The sequence below is a fragment of the Paenibacillus sp. NPDC058177 genome, assembly GCF_042883835.1.
Lineage (GTDB): Bacteria > Bacillota > Bacilli > Paenibacillales > Paenibacillaceae > Paenibacillus_AQ > Paenibacillus_AQ agri.
Window position 1 is genome coordinate 403,622 of sequence record NZ_JBHVVB010000005.1, and the last position, 19,501, is coordinate 423,122.

22 protein-coding genes are annotated in these 19,501 nt (G+C 51.6%); 12 read left to right on the forward strand and 10 right to left on the reverse strand.

The annotated features are described in order from the left end of the window. Nucleotide 1 precedes the first annotated feature (1 nt). Genes ACFVU8_RS21265 through ACFVU8_RS21285 form a run of 5 tightly spaced genes read left to right on the forward strand, consistent with a single transcriptional unit; the run spans nt 2 to nt 5,314 of the window. On the forward strand, nt 2-1,174 hold the full coding sequence (locus tag ACFVU8_RS21265; RefSeq protein WP_387430018.1) for a YheC/YheD family endospore coat-associated protein: 1,173 nt from the start codon (nt 2-4) through the stop codon (nt 1,172-1,174). Further along, nucleotides 1,175-2,548, forward strand: a complete 1,374-nt coding sequence (locus ACFVU8_RS21270) for a YheC/YheD family endospore coat-associated protein (protein ID WP_387430020.1) — start codon at nt 1,175-1,177, stop codon at nt 2,546-2,548. After that, a complete protein-coding gene (locus ACFVU8_RS21275; RefSeq protein WP_387430022.1) occupies nt 2,545-3,657 on the forward strand; it encodes a YheC/YheD family endospore coat-associated protein in 1,113 nt (370 codons plus the stop codon). Before ACFVU8_RS21270 ends, ACFVU8_RS21275 begins: the two co-directional genes overlap by 4 nt. A 26-nt stretch (nt 3,658-3,683) precedes the next feature. Further along, entirely contained in the window at nt 3,684-4,202 is a 519-nt protein-coding gene (locus ACFVU8_RS21280) for a GNAT family N-acetyltransferase (protein ID WP_387430024.1), read from the forward strand. Continuing rightward, nucleotides 4,184-5,314, forward strand: coding sequence for a YheC/YheD family endospore coat-associated protein (locus tag ACFVU8_RS21285; protein ID WP_387430026.1), 1,131 nt, complete (start codon nt 4,184-4,186; stop codon nt 5,312-5,314). The genes ACFVU8_RS21280 and ACFVU8_RS21285 overlap by 19 nt, the downstream gene beginning before the upstream one ends. 194 nt (nt 5,315-5,508) lie before the next feature. Here the strand turns inward: ACFVU8_RS21285 and ACFVU8_RS21290 are convergent, their stop codons facing one another. The 3 genes from ACFVU8_RS21290 to ACFVU8_RS21300 form a co-directional block, all read right to left on the reverse strand. Continuing rightward, the gene (locus ACFVU8_RS21290; protein ID WP_387430028.1) at nt 5,509-6,225 is read right to left on the reverse strand and encodes an HAD family hydrolase; all 717 of its coding nucleotides are present in this window, start codon (nt 6,223-6,225) and stop codon (nt 5,509-5,511) included. 292 nt (nt 6,226-6,517) lie between these two features. Further along, complete coding sequence (locus tag ACFVU8_RS21295) at nt 6,518-6,799, reverse strand: hypothetical protein (protein WP_387430030.1); 282 nt, start codon at nt 6,797-6,799, stop codon at nt 6,518-6,520. A gap of 146 nt (nt 6,800-6,945) precedes the next feature. After that, entirely contained in the window at nt 6,946-7,200 is a 255-nt protein-coding gene (locus tag ACFVU8_RS21300) for an AbrB/MazE/SpoVT family DNA-binding domain-containing protein (RefSeq protein WP_066374154.1), read from the reverse strand. A 418-nt stretch (nt 7,201-7,618) separates the two neighbouring features. Between ACFVU8_RS21300 and ACFVU8_RS21305 the strand changes: the two genes are divergently transcribed. Next, entirely contained in the window at nt 7,619-8,182 is a 564-nt protein-coding gene (locus ACFVU8_RS21305) for a nitroreductase family protein (RefSeq protein ID WP_387430032.1), read from the forward strand. Between the two features lie 120 nt (nt 8,183-8,302). Here ACFVU8_RS21305 and ACFVU8_RS21310 read toward each other — a convergent pair whose 3' ends face one another. The 4 genes from ACFVU8_RS21310 to ACFVU8_RS21325 form a co-directional block, all read right to left on the reverse strand. Further along, complete coding sequence (locus ACFVU8_RS21310) at nt 8,303-9,307, reverse strand: CapA family protein (RefSeq protein WP_483875056.1); 1,005 nt, start codon at nt 9,305-9,307, stop codon at nt 8,303-8,305. A gap of 165 nt (nt 9,308-9,472) precedes the next feature. Continuing rightward, the gene (locus ACFVU8_RS21315; protein ID WP_387430035.1) at nt 9,473-10,132 is read right to left on the reverse strand and encodes a class I SAM-dependent methyltransferase; all 660 of its coding nucleotides are present in this window, start codon (nt 10,130-10,132) and stop codon (nt 9,473-9,475) included. A 237-nt stretch (nt 10,133-10,369) separates the two neighbouring features. Then, nucleotides 10,370-11,392, reverse strand: a complete 1,023-nt coding sequence (locus ACFVU8_RS21320) for an SDR family oxidoreductase (RefSeq protein WP_387430037.1) — start codon at nt 11,390-11,392, stop codon at nt 10,370-10,372. A gap of 84 nt (nt 11,393-11,476) precedes the next feature. After that, nucleotides 11,477-12,499, reverse strand: a complete 1,023-nt coding sequence (locus tag ACFVU8_RS21325) for a S66 family peptidase (RefSeq protein ID WP_387430039.1) — start codon at nt 12,497-12,499, stop codon at nt 11,477-11,479. 145 nt (nt 12,500-12,644) lie between these two features. Between ACFVU8_RS21325 and ACFVU8_RS21330 the strand changes: the two genes are divergently transcribed. After that, nucleotides 12,645-13,529, forward strand: coding sequence for a glycosyltransferase family 2 protein (locus tag ACFVU8_RS21330; RefSeq protein WP_387430041.1), 885 nt, complete (start codon nt 12,645-12,647; stop codon nt 13,527-13,529). A 120-nt stretch (nt 13,530-13,649) separates the two neighbouring features. On the opposite strand, the gene ACFVU8_RS21335 is transcribed toward ACFVU8_RS21330, so the two are convergent. From ACFVU8_RS21335 to ACFVU8_RS21345, 3 genes are all read right to left on the reverse strand, one after another. Further along, on the reverse strand, nt 13,650-13,838 hold the full coding sequence (locus ACFVU8_RS21335) for a hypothetical protein (RefSeq protein WP_387430043.1): 189 nt from the start codon (nt 13,836-13,838) through the stop codon (nt 13,650-13,652). Next, nucleotides 13,835-14,335 (reverse strand): hypothetical protein, encoded by a 501-nt coding sequence (locus ACFVU8_RS21340; protein WP_387430045.1) that lies wholly within the window; start codon nt 14,333-14,335, stop codon nt 13,835-13,837. Before ACFVU8_RS21340 ends, ACFVU8_RS21335 begins: the two co-directional genes overlap by 4 nt. A 137-nt stretch (nt 14,336-14,472) precedes the next feature. After that, entirely contained in the window at nt 14,473-14,952 is a 480-nt protein-coding gene (locus ACFVU8_RS21345; protein WP_379464947.1) for a hypothetical protein, read from the reverse strand. Nucleotides 14,953-15,159: 207 nt separating this feature from the next. Here ACFVU8_RS21345 and rfbG point away from each other — a divergent pair, with 207 nt between their 5' ends. Genes rfbG through ACFVU8_RS21370 form a run of 5 tightly spaced genes read left to right on the forward strand, consistent with a single transcriptional unit; the run spans nt 15,160 to nt 19,446 of the window. Then, a complete protein-coding gene (gene rfbG / locus ACFVU8_RS21350; protein WP_387430046.1) occupies nt 15,160-16,263 on the forward strand; it encodes a CDP-glucose 4,6-dehydratase in 1,104 nt (367 codons plus the stop codon). Further along, the gene (rfbC, locus tag ACFVU8_RS21355; RefSeq protein WP_379464949.1) at nt 16,263-16,817 is read left to right on the forward strand and encodes a dTDP-4-dehydrorhamnose 3,5-epimerase; all 555 of its coding nucleotides are present in this window, start codon (nt 16,263-16,265) and stop codon (nt 16,815-16,817) included. Before rfbG ends, rfbC begins: the two co-directional genes overlap by 1 nt. Before the next feature lie 16 nt (nt 16,818-16,833). Next, nucleotides 16,834-17,604, forward strand: coding sequence for a glycosyltransferase family 2 protein (locus ACFVU8_RS21360; protein WP_387430048.1), 771 nt, complete (start codon nt 16,834-16,836; stop codon nt 17,602-17,604). Between the two features lie 21 nt (nt 17,605-17,625). Further along, nucleotides 17,626-18,306 carry a GNAT family N-acetyltransferase gene (locus ACFVU8_RS21365; RefSeq protein WP_387430050.1) on the forward strand — a complete coding sequence of 227 codons (681 nt, stop codon included), beginning with the start codon at nt 17,626-17,628 and terminating at the stop codon, nt 18,304-18,306. Between the two features lie 12 nt (nt 18,307-18,318). Further along, nucleotides 18,319-19,446 (forward strand): DegT/DnrJ/EryC1/StrS family aminotransferase, encoded by a 1,128-nt coding sequence (locus ACFVU8_RS21370; RefSeq protein WP_387430052.1) that lies wholly within the window; start codon nt 18,319-18,321, stop codon nt 19,444-19,446. Nucleotides 19,447-19,501 lie beyond the last annotated feature (55 nt).

The following is a 19,501-nucleotide window of genomic DNA, read 5'->3' on the forward strand; positions in this document are numbered from 1 at the left end:
CATGGAGACATCGGCACTAGGGTTTCTTGGCGTCATGACAGGCCGCCACAGCGGCAGCCCTCCTATCGCAGAGCCCGCCTTTTGTAGTCAGCTGTGCCAGGCCGCCCCACTGTTCAATCTGGGTGTCCTCGTCTTCCAGCCTGAAGGAGTAGCAACAGACGGATCAAGTGTTACCGGGTATGTCTGGCAAGACGGGATCTGGCAGAACGTTACGACCGCACCGCCAGATGTTGTCTACAACCGCTGCTTCTACAGCAGCCGGGAGGAACGGCAGGAAGCATCGGCAGCACTAGCTGCCCTTCCCCGCTCATTGCCTTGGTCCCGTGGACTGCCCGACAAATGGAGCGTCTACAAGATTTTGAAGTCTATTCGCAGAACGGCTCCGCTACTGCCCGAGACCCGGATCTATACTGGCCGGGACAGACTAGGCACCATGCTCGCAGAGAGAGAATACGGCGTATTCCTGAAGCCCAGGGCCGGTTCGCATGGCAAGCGCACATTACATGCCAGGTTGATTCATGGAGGCACAGGGGGGCTTCGCGTGAGTGGCCGGGACGGTGCCAACACACCGTTCCATCTTGTTTTTGCCAGCGGGCAGGAAGGTCTCGACTGGATACACGACTTCATCGATTCACGCCGCTATATTATACAACCTTATCTGCACCTCACTGGCAGCACAGGTCAGCCGTTCGACGTTCGTGTTCTTATGCAGAAAGACGGCAGTGGCGTGTGGGGACTCACCGGTATGGCCGTCCGGCTCGGCAGCAAGGGGACACTTACCTCGAACCTGCACGGCGGAGGAACTGCCGTTTCTCCATTGCCCTTCCTGACAGCAGAATACGGCTCGGCAGGCAAAGAAATCTTGGAAGAGCTGGCCAGTTATGCAGCCTTCCTGCCGCCTGTGCTGGAGAATGCCTGCGGCAGACTTGGCGAGCTCGGCCTCGACTTCGGGATTGACGAAGGCGGACGAATCTGGCTGCTCGAAGCCAATTCCAAGCCGGGGCGATCCGTGTTCCGTCTGACAGGCGACCGCCGGGCGGTCAGACTTTCTGCTGAAAACCCGCTGCGTTACGCCCGCCATCTGCTACTTTCAAGGCGTGGGCAGCCGACATGGCCACCACTGCGACTTCATTCACACGGGAATAAATCAATGATTCCTAAGGAGGATTCATAAATGGGTCTCACTTTTTGCAATGTCCATTTCACCAAACAGCCCCAGAGAGTCGTATATGTATCGGGCTCGCTGATGAAAAGCCTGAAGCTATCTGGCAAGAAAAACATCCGCCTACGGCTGGGTAAGGATACGATTCCGGCGATCATCAAACCCATCAAGCGAGCCGGCAAGCATATGTTCCTCGCCTCTGGTGTGAAGAGCGCCATCAAGGTTCCGAAGTCGGGCGGCATTTACCTGCGCAATTTGGAGAACGATGAGGTGCAGCTCGGGCCGCTGGTCGGTATATTGTCCGACGGACCGACTTCCTCTTCCCAGCCCTTCGGTTCCCGCACAGGATTCATCAAACAACTGCTGCGAGAAGGAAGCAATAAATGCTATATTTTTGCCTTCACCCCACGCGATATCAATTGGCAGCAGGAACAGATATACGGTTATTTCCTAACCTCAAGCGGCAAATTCGAACGCAAAATGGTGCCGCTGCCTGATGTCGTCTATAACCGGCTTCCCAGCAGAAGAGCAGAAACCTCACCCTACATCAACCAACTGCGGGAACGGTTCATGCGCAAGAAGATCCCCTACTTCAACTGGAGCTTCTTCAATAAATCCGATATTTATAGGCTGCTGGAGAACGATTCAGCGGCGAACCGCTACGTGCCGGAGACCCACACCTATCCCGACGTAGATAAAATGCGTGACATGCTGGACCGTCATCATTTCGTATATTACAAACCGTCGGCAGGCAGTCTGGGGCACGGCATATACCGGCTTACCTATTTACCGAAAAAGGGCTATTTTGCCCGTTACCGTAAGAACGGCAAGAACGTGCTGCTGCGCTTCTCAAGCTTCGAGAGCCTGATGCGTATGCTGCGGGGCCGCCACGGTCAGCAGCTTCAGAATTATATCGTGCAGCAGGGCATTCGCCTCATTGAAATTGACGGCTGCCCTATCGATTTCCGGTTTCATATGCACAAGAATGGCAGTAACCAGTGGGTTGTCGTAGGCATCGGCGCCAAGAAAGCCGGACGCGGTAGCGTCACTACCCACCTCAAGAATGGCGGTGCGCTGCTCACGCCACAGCAGGCGCTTGGCCGTGTATTTGGAAGCAAGGCCGATGAGGTGCTTCAGCGTGCCAAGGGTACTGCTATCAAACTGGCAGAGTCGCTGGAAATCCAGCACCGGCATCTGCTGGGCGAGATCGGCTTCGATCTCGGGATCGACCAGGACGAGGAAATCTGGATGTTCGAGGCGAATGCCAAGCCCGGACGCTCTATCTTCCGCCACCCTTCCCTGCGCGCTGAGGGCAGAGCTTCCATCGAGCATATTTTGGAACATTGCCTGTATCTCAGCAAATTCCGCAGGAGGGATGAGCCTTGAACACCCGCATTCCCGATGAGAGCAAGCCCATTATCGCCATTCTCACCACCAGTGACAAGCGACTGAAATTTTGTGGAAATCGCAGTAATTTCCGCGATATTATCCGTACGGGCAAAGAACTGGGCTACCTTGTATACGTAGTTACGGTCCGTGATCTCAAGTTGGAGGAACGGTTCATCAACGGTTTCATTCCTTCTCCCAGTGGCAAGCAGTGGTACAGCATCCCTGTACCACTGCCACAGGTCATCTATAATCGGGTGGCAAACAGGGAAAAGGAAGAGCTAAAGCCGGTGGCCCGCAAAATTGCCCAATGTCTGGAGCATCCAGACATCCATCTGTACAATCCGTATTTTTTCAACAAATGGAATTTGTTCGAATGGCTGCACAGCTCCCGCTTCACCTCGAAGCATGTGCCCACGACCCGCCGACTGCGCAGCCCGGGCACCTTGACCGCCATGCTGAAAAATCATGATAGTCTCTACCTGAAGCCCGAGAGCGGCAAAGCTGGTAAAGGCATCATGCGGCTGAAATATCTTGCGGATACGGCACTGCCCTACAGGCTGCAAATCCAGACCGGCAGAAAAAATGTCACCTACAAAACAGCTTCCATGGAACGCCTCTGGAGTCGCATTAGTAAAGAGAAGGGATCGGCTCGCTATATCGTCCAGCAGGCTATTGACCTGGCCACACACCGCGGACGTCCCTTCGATCTCCGCGTGCTGCTGCAAAAGAACAGCCGGGGTAACTGGGGCGTAACAGGCATCGGCGCAAGGCTGGCTGGTGCCCGGAGCATCACCACACATGTACCGCGCGGCGGCACCATCGAAGAACCCTCCAGCATGCTGGAGGGTACCTTCAGTACCGAACGGGCTGCGGCCATTCTCAAGAGTGTGCCCACGACAGCTCTGTTAATGGCCCGCCAGATCGAGCGAGCCTCCGAGTATAGACTGGGGGAAATGTCCATGGATCTTGGAGTCGACCATAACGGAGGCCTCTGGTTCTTCGAGGCTAATTCACGACCGATGAAATTCGATGAACCGGCGATTCGCAAGCTATCGCTGGAACGGATCTTCCAGTACAGCCAGCATCTGTCCCAGCTCCCCGATTAAACTTGCCTGAAGGAAGTGACAAAGACATGCAAATCTCTTCCATTTATGACACATCCCCTGCACAGTGGACTGCTCGGCTGGACGGCCTGCTGCATTTTATCCGGCAGCACGGTGATCGGAGGATCACGCTCCAGGGTTACCGGGCACTGGCTGCATTAACACCCGAGCAGCTTGCCCTACCTGGTGTCTCGCTGCTGATCGCTACCGTGCGCGGCCAGCATGGCCGCCAGCTCGCAGGCCTGAGCTTCGTGTCCGGCTTCGGCAAGGAAGCATGCCTTGTCGCTGTCCATCCACTCTACCGGGGAAAGCATACCGGCTCTTCGCTTCTAACGGCTCAGCTGCAACGCCTCGGCAGACTGGAATGCAGTGTCGCTAGTGACAATACCCCCAGCCTGAAGATGTGCTTCCGTGCCGGCTTGGCTGCCGTGGCTCTTACCACCGGGCCGACCGGCAAGCCTACGCTTGAGCTGCGTTCGCCCGAACATACGGGAAGTACTACCATCTCTACACAAGAAGGTGAACTACTGTGTCGCAACCCGTCTTAGGCATTCTTACGCTATATCTGAACGATGCCAAGCAGCTCGAAGAAAAAAGTGTGTATCGGAGGATGATTATTGAAGGCGGCAAGCTCGGATTGGATGTGTTTGTCTTTACGCCTATGGATGTACACGCCTCGAAAGAGCAAGTTTACGCGATGGTCTATGACCCCAAAACCGGAAAATGGTCCCGCAAGTGGCGGGCCTTGCCGGCTATGATCTTTGATCGCTGCCGTATCCAGAAAAGCGTCCGCTTCCAGCAGCTTCTTCGCTTCCGCGCCCGCTACAATCATCTGACTTTTCTAAACCGGCCATTGCGTAACAAATGGACCATCCACCAAACCTTTTCGCAAAAGCAGCGTTTCCGGCAACATCTTCCGGAGACGCTACTCTATCAGTCTTTCACTGATCTCAAACGGATGCTGAGAAACCATTCCGTCGTCTATATCAAGCCGATTAACGGCACCGGCGGACGCGGCATTCTTCGTATCGAGAAGAAGGCTAGTGCACAAGGCATCTTCGATATTCAGGGCCGCCGGCAGAACCGCCGCATTATCTCCCCCCGCAAGGTCTCGCTCTCCCAGCTTGACAGTGTAGTCCGCCAGTGGTGTATTGGAACTACCTTTCTTGCACAGCAGGGCATTCCTTTGCGTCTGCCGAGCGGACGCTTCCATGATTACCGCATGCTGGTTCAGAAGAACGGGTATGGGGTTTGGGAGCTGACGGGGATGGCCGGACGTGTCGGTGCGGCGCGCAGCGTAACCTCTAACCTGCATGGCGGCGGCCATGCTGTTCGAGCTGAGAAGCTGCTCAGGGGGTGGCTCGGCAGTCAGGAGAAAGCCGTGAAGGTGATGAAAACGGCCGAGAAGCTGGGGATCGAAGCTGCTGCCTATCTGGAGGACTGCTTCAGCTCCCTCTGCGAGCTAGCCCTGGATCTTGCCATTGACCGTGAAGGGAAAATCTATATCCTGGAGGTCAATCCCAAGCCCGCCCGCGAGGTCTTTCTCCGGTCCGGCGACACCGAAACGTACCGTAAATCGCTGGTACGACCGCTGGAATATGCGCTGTGGATTCACAGGAATAAGGAAGCTCCGGCGGCTTCCAAAGTCACCGAAGAATAGGGAGGTACACTCCCTCTCCCTCCATGTCTCTCCCTCGCTTCTTTCCCATTCATCACTGAAAGAGCCTCAGCCCGAAATACACGGACTGAGGCTTTTTCACTTGTTTAACTGCTATTGCTATCATCCGCAGCCAGTACGGGCGGAAGCTACCATCGTATTTTGTATGAAAATATAATTAAATCAGTCAAACTGCTTTATTCCGCATTGTCATAAAGCTCCAGCAGCTCGGCAATAGAATTGATAATCACATCGGAGCCCTTCAGCTCATCCTGACGTCCGAAGCCTGCGTAGGCACAGCCAATCACGGTCTGCCCGTTTCCTTTACCCGCCTCTACGTCAGATGAACGGTCTCCCACCATCCATGCGCTGCCAATTCCATGGTTGTCCAGCAGAATGCGCACCAGGTCAGTCTTGGTTGCTGTTCCTTGCCCGCCTGCACTGTACAAGCCCTCGAACAGCTCCTTCAATTCATGCACCACTACAATACTGTGGATGTAGTCCTGTAAGCCGTTGCTGGCAACGAACAGACGCACACCACGCTCTTTTAATGCCATCAGCGTCTCTGCCACCTGCGAATAAAGCAGCGTATTCCCAGCCTCCAGGCCTTCAATCTCCAACTGCAGCAGCAGTTCATCCGCGCGGCGATGTACATGCTCCCCCGCCTCCGGCATTACAATCTTCCAGATTTGATCCAGCAGCATACCAAGACTTCCAAGGATACGTTCCTCCGGTGGTGTTGGTCCTGTATATAATCCCTCCTCGCGCAAAATGTCGAACATTTTGTGATAGGCCGGCAACAGCAGGCTTTCCGTCTGGAACAAGGTCCCGTCCATATCGAAGATGACCGCTTCCGGCTTCTTCAACTGCGGGATTTGTCCGTTCTGCTCAAACCTGTTTTTTTCTTGACTCATGAAGTAACTCCCTTCTTGTGCTGTATTTATGCATTCTATGATATAAGAAAGCCAGCGGGATAGCGATGGATAAATTCATCTTGCTTTGTTTATATCAATATAAGATAGATCTATTATACATAGATGGATATATATAACTTATATAACATATATAACTTCTATATCTTATATATCTTCTATAGCTTCGCCAAAGCACCTGGTTTAAAATGTTGGAGCTCACGCACGGAAGGGAGCTAACGGACCGTATTGCCGTTATGTGCAAATAAAGCTGCTTCTGGAGCTTGCAACGGACTCAGAGGGCGCTATTTCCCCCAAACAGCTGATTTGGAGCAGGATTTCTGCCCATAGCGTCTCTGGAGTCCGTTAGCTTCCTGAAAGGTTTTCTGATTAGGCAATAAAGGCTCTGGAGTCCGTTACGAGACAAAGCGACTGTTGAGGTTGAGGTTAATGTTGGTGTTGGTGTTGGTGTTGGTGTTGGTGTTGGTGTTGGTGTTGGTGTTGGTGTTGGTGTTGGTGTTGGTGTTGGTGTTGGTGTTGGTGTTGGTGCAAATGTTGAGATTAAGTTGATGTTCATGCAAATATTGAGGTTGAGGTCAATCCATCAAGGGAGCACCCTAATATCCCTTTTAGAGCATGACAAAAGGCCGGTCAGCAAGCACAATATTGTGCTGCGAACCGGCCTCTTTAGGCTGAACATTCCCGGACTGGCCGGAAACTGAATTAGATTCTGTCGAAACTTGAAATTAGCTCATCGAGAACATCTTTGCTGACCATTTTACCTTTGAAGTTGATCAGGTTTTCCGCACTGCCGGAGAAGATGCAGGTAGGCTCATATTTTCTGAGAATGATCTTTTCGCCATCAACGAAGATTTCGAGCGGGTCTTTTATGTCAATTCCCATTGTTCTACGCAGTTCAATTGGAATTACGATACGTCCCAGTTCATCTACTTTTCTTACAATTCCTGTTGCTTTCATCTTAAGTATCCTCCCTTGAAATAACACCTAAATAATCACTAGAGTTAAAAGCTATCAAAGCTTCTATAAAGTAGTAATGATTACGCCATATCTGCATTGTAAGGTGCTATTTCTTTCCTGTCAATTTTATTTCTACATTTTTTGATATTTATCGACAACATTTTCGACAAAGATACGCGTTTATTCGACAAAGTTAAGATTTCGTAACTTATTTTATATGAAAATAGCTTTCATTGAAAGCTATTTATGGAAAATATATAAATTGCTCATACATCATTTACATTGCACTAGATAAATCCATTAAAAATGCATCGCTATCCATCGACTTCTCTCTCCGGAACTTTAGATCTCAAACCAATTCCTATAGTATAATTGAGAGAATCACTTTTATTACACGGGCATACAGGAGGCACAGAAAATGAATAACTCCCCCGCTTCTCCCGTTGCACAAGCGATCCGGGAACGTCGGAGTATCCGGCAATACAAGAGCACGCCTGTTCCACAGGAGCTGCTGCTTTCACTAATGAACACCGCCAACTGGGCGCCTAATCACGCGCTACGGGAGCCTTGGCGATTTATCCAATACAAGGGCGCTGCCCGGGAGACCTTTACGGAAGCCGTGCTAGGCGCCATGTCGAAAGAAAAACGGCAGAAATACGAGATTCAGCGGCGGAAGGAGTATATGACGATCCCGGTTCACCTCATTGTCGTCATGCCGGAAGACCCGCGGGATAAGCAATGGACAGAGGACTTCGGCGCCGTGTGCAGCTGGATTCAGAGCTTTCAGCTCGCCGCATGGGAGCAGGGGCTGGGCGTCGTCTGGAAGACCAACCCCTACATGTTCTCCCCTTTCTTCCGGGAAGCCGTCGGCGTTGCTCCTGGCGAGAAAATCGTAGGCGTGCTGCATATCGGTTACCCTGAAGTGATCCCCCCAGCCAAACCACGTACTCCCGCAGAAGCTCGGCTCACAGTGCACGAATAGGCACTCCAGCCTTAGAGCTGCTCGTACCGAGCAAAAGGGTGTCTCATCACCATTTATCATGGTAAATGAGGCACCCTCTTTGTCATTGCCGCTATAGTCCAAATTCCAGAGCAAAAAGCCTTACTTCTCCCTTACCTCGCCTGACGAATCAATCTTCGCATTGTAAGAAAGTTTGTTGAGGCGCTGTATCGTCTGAGCATTGTAATCCGGCCCCATAAAATTGGGCTGACCCGCGATTATCTTCACGGGAGTGATCCGCCCCGTCATATCCGAGCCCTTGAGCTCAATGTTCAGCAGCATGGAATGAAGCGTCTTATCCCCTCCACGGGTGGAACGGTTAAACACAAAGTTGCCTAACGAATAATAGATGGGCTTGTGCTTGTAATACTCAATGCCCATCAGACAATGACTATGCGCGCCTACAATCATGTCCGCTCCGCTGTCAATGATCTGTTTAGCCAGGGTGCGGGCATATTTCTCCGGGTAATCCTTAAACTCCTCGTTCCAGTGGATGTACACAACCGTGAAATCATTGACCTTGGATGAGGCCCTGATCTCGCTCAGCAGGGGCTCTAGCGTATACGCCGAAGCCGCACCGGGGGTAGAAGGCCCCGCATACCAGGAAGGGCTAGGGAGCACACGGCTGACGCCGAGCACAGCGATCCTCTTCCCTTTCACCGTCTTCACAAAGGGCTTGAACGCTTGCTTGATGTCGGCGCCTGCACCGGTATGTCCAATTCCGTATTTGTCCAGATGAACCAACGTATCCAGCATTGCCGTCTTGCCGTAATCCAGAATATGATTGTTCGCTAGAGTTACCCCGTCAATGCCCGCAAAGGTCAGCCCGCTCAAAGCTGAGGGATTGGAACGAAAAACAAAACTTTTCTGTGAGGGCGTCCCCCTGGTAGATACCGGCGTCTCCAGATTAGCGAAAGCCAGATCTGCCTTTCGCAGGACCGGCGCGACCTTCGCGAATGGATAATTCACCCCGTAGCGGGCAATTTGCTCGCCCACGAAGCCGTCCAGCAGGATATCGCCTGCAAAGGCCAGCTGAATGCGCTGTGGTTCCGCCCCCTCTCCGTTAGCAGGAGACGCGGCCGTAACAAGTAGTAGCATAATAATCATAAGGATTGCTGATCTGCGCAACAGTTTAACCCCTTTATCTTATTGTTTCACTGCAGTTTGATGCTATTCTACTATACAAGGCACAAACTTCCAGATAAAGGGTATAAAGTCCAATAGTCACCTTCAGAGGGTCTAGGCATATGGACCTGAATAAATCATTGCCTGTCAGATCTGCTGTTTTTTCAGCACAGCCCGGAAGCAATTCAAGCCACCCCACGCTTCCGTCCGTACGGCATCCGCAGGCAGTTCAAAGTCTGTTTCACCCCAGTACTGGAATCCCACCTCCAGCAGCAAGCCATTCATGAGCTGGAGATTTACTGTTGGGTAATCAAAGGTCAGGATTAAGAGACCCTCATCGTTCAAAATCCGGTGGAATTCTCCCAGTGTGCGATACTGTTCCACCAGCGGCAGATGCTCCAAGACAGAGATACAGAATACTATGTCAAAATATTCATCCTCATAAGGCAGCGCTGTCAGATCAGCTTGGGCCAGATGCAGACGTGTAGTCCGTCTAGCCTGTACCTGCCATGCTGCCTCCTCCCCAATATCGCGGGAAATCTCCGCCATTACAGCATCCTTGCTGACAATTCGTGCATCCACATCACAGGCATGAACCTCCTCACAGACGCCAGTGAGGTAGAACTTAAGCGGATGGGAAATACCGCAGCCTGCATCCAGCACCACATCATGAGCGGAGACAAAGTGCGTACACCATTCATATTCATAAGGGCGACTCCACCAGGATTCCGGCAAATCATAAATCAACTTATCGCGCCTTGCATCGGAGTTGACAAAGAAACGGGAGACATAGGGATGTTTTGGCATGGCCAGGACTCCTTTAACGGGAATTTCGGTAGTGAGAGTATATTCAAGATTCCCTGATTCATGCCTGAACCTCACGTAGAGGGAGGGGTATGCAGCACAAAAAGACGCTGATCCGCAAGGGTCCAGTCGTCTTTGGAAAGGGGCAGGGCCGGCATCACCTCTGGATCAGCTACCAGCATAGCCCTGCTTTATCACACCCTACCGGGCAGTGGCTTGCGCCATTGGGCTCGTTCCGCTCTAGGTATAGTACGAAATGGGCTTCGGCGCTGTACCATGTCTTTCGATCAGGTCATCCACAAGCGCCGACCATTCCGGGTCCACTGTGCAAAGCTCTGGGTGATTCTCAAACCAGGACAGTGAACGTTTGACGCCTTCGGTAAACGGAACTGTGCAGACAAAATCCGGTACCAGCGCCTTGATCTTGCTATTGTCGAATACGCTGCTCACCGCCTGGTCGCCAATCAAACCATCTGCGGTACCGGGAGGCGTAAAGGCGGCTATGAAGTCTGTGGAGATATGCACCACCTGTGGCTCTGCGCCTGCCGCGGCGCCGAGCCCTGCATAAATCTGATTCCAGTTCAGAACCTCATCCGAGGTAATATGAATCGCTTCTCCCAGCGCTTCAGGATGTCCCAGCAGACCTACGAATCCTTTGGCAAAATCGGTATTGTGCGTAAGTGTCCACAGTGAGGTTCCATCCCCATGCACGATGATCGGCTGGCCTTTGCGGATACGGTCCACGAGCGTCCATGGATGCTCCCAGCTCGTCAGCGCCGCCGGAATCGCCGTCTCCCCGTAGGTATGAGACGGTCTTACAATGGTCACCGGGAAGCCGCTATTCCGGTATGCTTCCATTAACAACTGCTCACATGCAATCTTGTCCCGGGAATACTGCCAGTAAGGATTCTCCATTGGCGTTTCTTCCGTCACCAGATAACTGCGCTGCGGCTTCTGATAAGCAGAAGCGGAACTGATGAAGATATACTGCTTGGTCTTGCCGGTAAACAACTCAATATCGGTCTGAACATGCTCCGGTGTAAAGGCGATCCAGTCCACCACGACATCGAATTCATGGTCCTTAAGCACAGCCGCGGCCTCAGCCTGCTGGCGGATATCTCCCGCAATTACCTTCGCGCCTTCCGGCACGAATTCATCCCGCCGTCCTCTATTGAACAGATATAGCTCTATTCCTCGCTCTACAGCCAGCTTGGATACAGCCTGACTGATCTGACCCGTTCCTCCGATAAACAATACTTTCATCTGACACAGCTCCTTTTTGTAGGAAATAAGTAACAGAAATAATCATTGGAAAATCCCTTGCCCACATCTATAAAGCGTTATCTCTTAAGGAAGAAAGTGCTGCTGGAGGGTACCTTTACCCTCGAATACCTCTATCTCTGCATAAGCTCCGTTAATAAGTGTCAGCTGCGGCGGGACATGCCCGAAATCCACCTCATAAATCACGGGCACGCCCAGTTCCCCGGCAAGCTCCCTGTACATGTCCTCAGCGGTGTATCCATCAAACGGAGTATTGGCCGCACTTCTGCCGAACAGTAATCCCGAGCAGTTACGGAACCAGCCTGCCAGCTTCATCTGTACGAGGGAACGACGCAAGTCTGCAGTGTTAAGCTCGCAATTTTCCAGATACCACAGAATAGGCTCGTTATGGATGACCTCCTTCTGAAAAGCTTCCACATCGCCATATGGTGTGCCGATCAGATGACGGATAACATCCACACAGCCACCAAGCAATCTTCCTTTGACCGTTTCCGGTGATCCTGAGACTGTCTTCCATTCCACGGGTTCCGTCAGATTGAAGACACTTGGCGAGGGTTCACTCTGTTTCTTCTCTTTATGATAACGGGGAGCAGAGTGCTGAATATTGGAGCCGCCTGCCTTCGTTGACAACACGGACAGCCATTGCCCGGTAGTTTCATCGCTGAACTCTCCCCGTAAATCATAGAAGCATGCCCCATGGGCTGTAGCCAGCCCCGTCTTCAGGGTCACCGCCAGCAGCAACGTGCTTATATCCGAATAACCCATAATCCATTTGCTTTGGCGTTCAATCTCTTCGAAATCGACAAACTCCAGCATTTCAATCAGCAACTCACCGCCCCAAGGCGGAAAAATCATCCCGATGGCTTCATCCCCCATCATGGCATTGAACTCTTTGCCACGCACCGGAGCTGGAGCCGACTTAGCCTTATGCTGTGTCCATACGGTATCTCCACAGACGACCTTAAAGCCCTTCTCTTCCATACGCTCACAAGCTAACTTGAACAGATCATGACCTTTTGCACTCACGCCTGATGAAGGCGCTGTCACTCCTATTGTTGCGTTCTTCTCTAAAAATGGATATCTGATCATATGTCTTCCTCCTGGGTCCATAAATCGGCCCTTTTCCACTGTGTTTGACTTTCGTCTAAGCAAAGCTGTGGAAATAGAATAAAATAAACTTAATTATACGACCTTTTGCAGAAGTTTGAAAATCGGTTGAGGGGGAGAACGCCGAATGCCCAAGATAACAGTATTAATGTCGGCTTATAACACCAGGCCTTATATTAAAAATGCGGTGGAGAGCATACTGAATCAGACCTGCCGGGACTTTGAATTTCTGATCATCGACGACTGCTCCACCGACGGTACACTGGAATATCTCCAGAGTCTGGAAGATCCGCGGATTCGTCTCATTACCCACGATTCCAACAAAGGGCTGGTTTATTGTCTTAATGAAGGACTGGACCTGTCCACAGGTGAATATATTGCGAGAATGGACAGCGACGATATCAGCGCGCCCCATCGTTTTGAGAGACAGCTACGATATATGGAAGACCACCCCGAGGTCGGTGTGCTCGGCACCTTCATCACCCTTTTTCACAATGGGGAGCTCGTCTCCAAACCTACAAGTCATGAAGATATTCGCTGCTGGCAGCTTTTCTATTGTTGTGTTGGACATCCTACCGTATTTATGCGGAGCAGCGTACTGAAGGAGCATGACATCCACTACAATCCAAGCTTTACACATGCCGAGGACTATGAATTCTGGAGCCGGCTGTCGGAACTTACACGGATCGAGAATCTGCCCGAATACCTTTTCTCCTATCGCGTGCATGAGGGGCAAATCTCTACCCAGCAGCATCTGGCCCAGCGTCTGACGGCGGACCGGGTGCGCAGGATGCTCCTGTATAACCTGGGTGTCTTTCCTACCGAGGAAGAATTCGACATTCACATGCAATTCTATCAGCGTACCATTCCTGTCCATAATTATGAGGGGTATTCACGAGCGCTCGCTTGGGCGCATAAGCTGCTAGAGCGGAACCAGGCGACCGGAATCTATGATCAAGAGACTCTTAACCGTATTCTGTCCACCTGCTTTACCTGGTCTGAAATCGCATGAATAACGTTTTAGAGAGCCTATCCTGCGCTTTCTAGACTACCATAGGATGTAAAAAGAGGAGGTGCCCCGGCACCCCCTCTTTTATATGACTACGGCTATCTCGCCGCCCTAGTTTACATGCTATAGGCTTTTTCTTACATAAGAAATTGCGTCGGTAAGAATGGTCACCCGATTGTCTTCCGCACCGTCTCTGTTAATCACGGTAAAGGTATCATCTGCGGATACAAGCTCACCGGCAAAGGTCTCCACTGCCGTTTCCACCTGAATGCTTTGCCCTACATATGCTTCGATCTTCTTGGAAAAACTCATTCTGCTTCCACCTCCGCTGGAATGCTAGGCTGAAACGCTAGTGTGTTCCGGAAATTGACGATTACACTCGCGCCTCCCTCTTCGGTTAACGCTGCATATCCGCCTCCAACTTCAGTTACAATCCCTTCAATGATTTCCCGGTTTGTTGTGATCAGCACATTATTACCAATATTCTCACGGGCCAGCTCTACGAACGGGACAGCGCTGATTCGGCCCAAAGCGCCCAGGATTCCACCGATTACATTGCTGCGTGCGGATGGCGTTCTGGTAGATGAAGCTTTGGTCGATGAAGCTTTGGCAGATGACGTACCGGACGTCGAATCGGCCGATGCAGGCTCACTAGCGGTTTGAGTCGGCTGGTCGGAGCCTGTCTTCAGAAAGTCTGCGATGCTTTTAGGAACGACGTTATCCTTGCCCAGAAGCTGAGGCAGCAGGCCCGGCCGGACCACTTTCTCGATCAATCCTGTCAAATCCTCCAATTTAAACTGTGCGGCCATTCGATCAAACCTCCAATTGTATAGAAGATATGAAGCTTTCATTTCCCTGCCTACTTACTAAGTCCATACACAAAAGGGGCTGCCCCGCAGTCAGATACGACCTTGTGGGGCAGCCCCTCGTCAGCCTATAGACGGCACTAGCGTAACCGGCTGCCTAGCAACTTTTGTACAGTATCAAGCACATTACTTCCGTTCAGATTCAACGAACCCAAGAACGGTTCAATCTGAGTCTTTGCTTGCTCAATGGTCCGGCTAAGCTCTCCAACTACTGTGTTCACATCCACATTAGAGCCTGTGAATGAAGATTGTAGGTTCCGGAGTCTGCCGAAGACATCGTCGACAAATTGACCAGCAGAAACACTGTTCACTCCGCCATCCACTTTACCAATTGCACCCAACAACTCGGATTTTGTAGCTTCATCCAAGTTCAGAGCGGCCATTTCGTCTTGCAATTGATTGAAGCTGGCTTGATCAATGTTGTCGCCCGCCGCAGTATCTACTTTGGATTGAACGGAACCCAGCTTTCTAAGAAATTGTCCCACCACATTGTCATCTTTCAAAACCAGCCCCTGTGCTTTCTCCAGAAACTGCGCCAGTTTGGCTTCCACATCACTCATTCTTTATCCCTCCTTTCCTGCTGCTATATTATGCAAGAATCAGAGGTGTGCTTGGATGGATACATATTTCCTGAAATTAATAGGTCTATAGATTAGTGCCAGTTTCAGGACCCTACCTTTTACCATATGCTGTCACAAACTTATATCTTCTATTAGGCAATGAGAGGAAGAGTTTTATTAATGCAGGCGAAGGAGGAAAGGAAGTCAATGATGCCCGCCCAGCAACAGGCAGATGCCGCATTCTGGAGGAACAAGAAAGTATTCATCACCGGACACACAGGCTTTAAGGGAACCTGGTTGTCTCTGTGGCTACATTCCCTTGGCGCCTCAGTAACCGGGTATGCTCTGAAGCCTCCCACCAATCCGAACCTGTACCATATTTGCCGCATGGATGAACTGGTTACTTCTTATCTGGATGATATCCGAAATTCTGCTTCCTTATCCAATGCCCTTGCGCAGGCTGCCCCCGATGTTGTGATTCATATGGCGGCCCAACCGCTCGTCCGTGAATCCTACATCCATCCTGCCGCTACCTTCGAGATTAATATGATGGGAACTGTGAATGTGCTTGAAGCGGTCCGCAAAGCCGTAGCGCAGGGGAGCCCGATCCGGGCTGTTCTGAATGTAACTACAGATAAGTGTTATGACAACCGGAACTGGAGCTGGGGATACAGGGAGAGCGACCGCCTCGGCGGCAGTGATCCCTACTCCGGCAGCAAAGCCTGCTCGGAGCTGATTACAGATAGCTACCGCAGAGCCTTCTTCCTATCGGGGAGCGGTGCTGCTAAGGTCGCTGTCGCATCAGCCAGAGCCGGCAATGTCATCGGCGGCGGAGACTGGAGTAAGGAACGCCTGATTCCCGATATTGTCCGGGCTGTACTGAGCCAGAAAGCTGTCCAGATCCGCTATCCGCAGGCAGTCCGGCCCTGGCAGCATGTGCTTGAGCCACTACACGGATATTTGCTGTTAGCGCAAAAACTGGTCGAGTCCGGTCCCCCTTATGATCAGGGATGGAACTTCGGTCCCGATGACGCCCACTCCGTGGAGCAACTGGTTCGCCAGTTATGCAACCTATGGGGGGAAGGGGCTAACTATGTTGTTGACCAGGAGACCACCCATCCGCCTGAGGCTCATTATCTACGGCTGGACTCGTCAATGGCGAAGCAGGAGCTTGGGTGGACTCCCCGCTGGAACCTAGAGACGGCGCTGGCCCGGACCGTGGAATGGTACAAAGCGGACCAGCACCAAGAGGACATGCGTCAGGTCAGCCTGCAACAGATCCGCGACTATATGAAAGGAGTACATGGCTGATGATCATCAAGCCAGGCAGACTGCAGGGAATTTATGAAATCAGCCTCAGTCCGAGGAACGACCACCGCGGCCATTTCACGCGGATTTATGACCAACAGCTGTTCAAGGAGCATGGTCTGGACTGGAACTGGGTTCAGGAGAATCGCTCATTTTCAGGCAAGAAAGGAACAATCAGGGGTATGCATCTGCAGTATGGTGACCATGCGGAAACTAAGCTTATTCGGGTCACTCAAGGTGCCATCTTCGATGTCTTTGTAGACCTCAGGCCTGATTCCCCTTCATTTGGCTGCTGGGACTCTATACTGCTGACGGAAAGCAACAACAAGATGGTATATATCGGCAAAGGATTCGGTCATGGATTCTGCACCCTTCAGGACGATTGTGAAGTTGTGTACAAAGTAGACCGCTGCTATGCCCCGCAGCATGAAGGCGGCGTACGCTGGAACGACGAGACACTGCGAATTACCTGGCCGATTCTGAAGCCGACTATGTCAGACAGGGATATGCTTCTTCCCACCTTGGAGGAATTCAAGCGTCGTTTAGAACAAAATTAAAGGAGCGATCAGGCTTATGCAACCACTCGTTAGTATTTTGATTCCCACCTTCAATCGGCCCGACTATTTTGAACAGGCTCTAAGAAGTGCTCTTGCCCAAACCTATTCCAACTTTGAAATCGTCATTAGTGATAACAGCGACAATACACAGACTGAACAGGTAGTGGCTCGCTACCAGGAACATCCGAACGGCTCCAAAATACGCTACCATCGCAATCCCAAGAACATCGGCCCTATTGCCAACCAACAGCAATGTCTCAATCTTGCGAACGGGGAGTACATCAATTATTTAAATGATGATGATCTATTCCATCCCCAAAAAATCGAAAAAATGATGAATTTCATCTTGGGACACGCCGGCGTAGTCCTTGTCAGTTCCCAGCGGAGAGTCATTGATGCCAACGGCAAGCAAATTTATGTCCCGCCGGTCTTAACCTTCAGGAAATTCTCTACCCGGGATACCGTAATCAACGGCCGGGTGCTGACAGAGATGATGCTGCGCAACCAGACCAATTATCTCGGCGAGCCTACTACTGTACTGTTCAAGCGCAGTGCGCTGACAGAGCCTTTCGGTGTGCTCGCGGGTAAACAGGTCTTCTTCGCCGTGGATATGGCCAGCTGGGTCAACCTGATGACACAAGGCAATGCCGCGATTCTGGTTCAACCGCTTAGCTATCTCCGCTATCATTCCACACAGTTGTCACAGCATAAATATGCAAGAAAGGTCGGGGAGTTGGATATCAAGACCTTTGAACGATTCGCCAAGATCCATGGATATACCCAATAACCAACGAAGGGATTGTTCCGGATGAAGGAGCTCCTGCGATCCTACAAGCACGCAGACGTACAGCAAACTTCCTCTTACTGTATCCCTATTGTAGTCAATGGTACCGTGCGCGGCAGATTACGTCCCATCACTGCAGAGGTTATTCACAACTCTGATGAGATCACGCAACTTACGGAATGGAGAAGTTCTTCCTCCTCCTGGTTCACTACCCAGTTCCCAGGGTCTGAAGATGGAACCCGGCGCTGGCTGGAGCATCAGGTGCTTGGCGCAGACGACCGGATTCTTTTCTTTGTCGAGGATGAAGAACACGCTCCTGTAGGACAGGTAGGCTTGCTGAATTACAACGAAACTGCCAAAAGCTGTGAGTTCGACAATCTCCTGCGGGGACGCAAAGGCGCGTTCGGGAATATCATGATCCACGCCCTCATTGCACTCGGTGAATGGAGTATTGAGGTACTGGGAGTCGAGACCGCCTGTATTCACGTGCTAGGAGACAATTACCGGGCGATGCGTATCTACAAGGGCCTGGGAGCGGTAGAATCGGAACGGGTACCTCTGCTCAAAGTGGAGGAAGAAGGCGTCATCCGTTGGGTTCCAGCCTCCCTTCCTCTGACCGAAGCGCCGGAGCGGGAACTGGTGACCATGACCATTACACGCGAAGCCTTTAGACAAATAATGAGTGCCGCATTCCATAAAAGATAAGGTGGGTATCACATGAAAATCAGACTGTTTAAGCCTTCTGTCGGTGAGGAGGAGCTGGCAAGCATCAGAGACTCGTTTGACAGCGCATGGCTTGGTCTGGGACCCAAGGTTGCCGAATTTGAGCGGCAATGGAGCCGCTATGTCGGCTCACAAGAATCTGTGGGCGTCAATTCCTGTACGGCTGCGCTTCATCTGGCGCTGTCTGCTTATCGATTCCCGGAGGGAAAAAAGGTGCTTGTGCCTGCACTAACCTTCGCCGCCACTGCCATGGCTGCACTATATAACCGCCTTATTCCCGTATTCGTAGATATCGACGAACACACACTGGGCCTGGATCTTGAAGATCTGGAACGAAAATATGACAAAGACTGCGTGGCTGTCATGCCGGTGCATTTCGGCGGACATCCTGTGCCTATGGACAATCTGGTGCCTTGGGCCAAGGCACGCGGCCTGAAGGTGATTGAGGATTGCGCGCATTCGGCTGGCGGGAAGTATAAAGGCAAGACGCTGGGTACCTGGGGAGATATCGGATGCTACAGCTTTGAGGAGAAAAAATGCATGACCACCGGCGACGGCGGGATGATCTCCTCAGACGATACGGAGCTGCTGAAGCCGCTCCGGCATTCACGCTGGATTGGCATCAACAAAGATACCTGGGAGCGTTATGAGGAGTATCAGTTAGGTCAACCAGATGTGAATAGCTGGTATTACGAGATCTCGGATATCGGCTACAAATATAATATGAATGATCTTATGGCCTCTATCGGCCTTGTTCAGCTCGGCAAGCTCGATCGTATGAACCGTAGAAGAGAAGAGATTATAGGACAGTACACTGCGGGGATTCAAGGCTTGACGAAGGTAACATCCGCCATTCCTTATGATCTTCACGACTCCTCATACTGGGCCTTTGTTGTACGGGTTCAGGAGCGGGAGCGGTTTATCGCCGCCATGCAGGCCCGCGGCATCGCTACTGGTGTTCACTATATGCCACTGCCGATGCAGCCCCTGTTCATGAAATACGCTTCGGAGAATCCGGTGGCCACCAGGATCTGGCGTGAACTTGTAACTCTTCCGCTGTTCCCCGACCTGACACCGGAAGAGGTCGAATATGTGATCTCAGCCGTTCAGGCGTACCAATAAGCGAAACCGGCACGACCATGTTCTGAAAAAGGATTGACCACCTTCTACGCCCGTC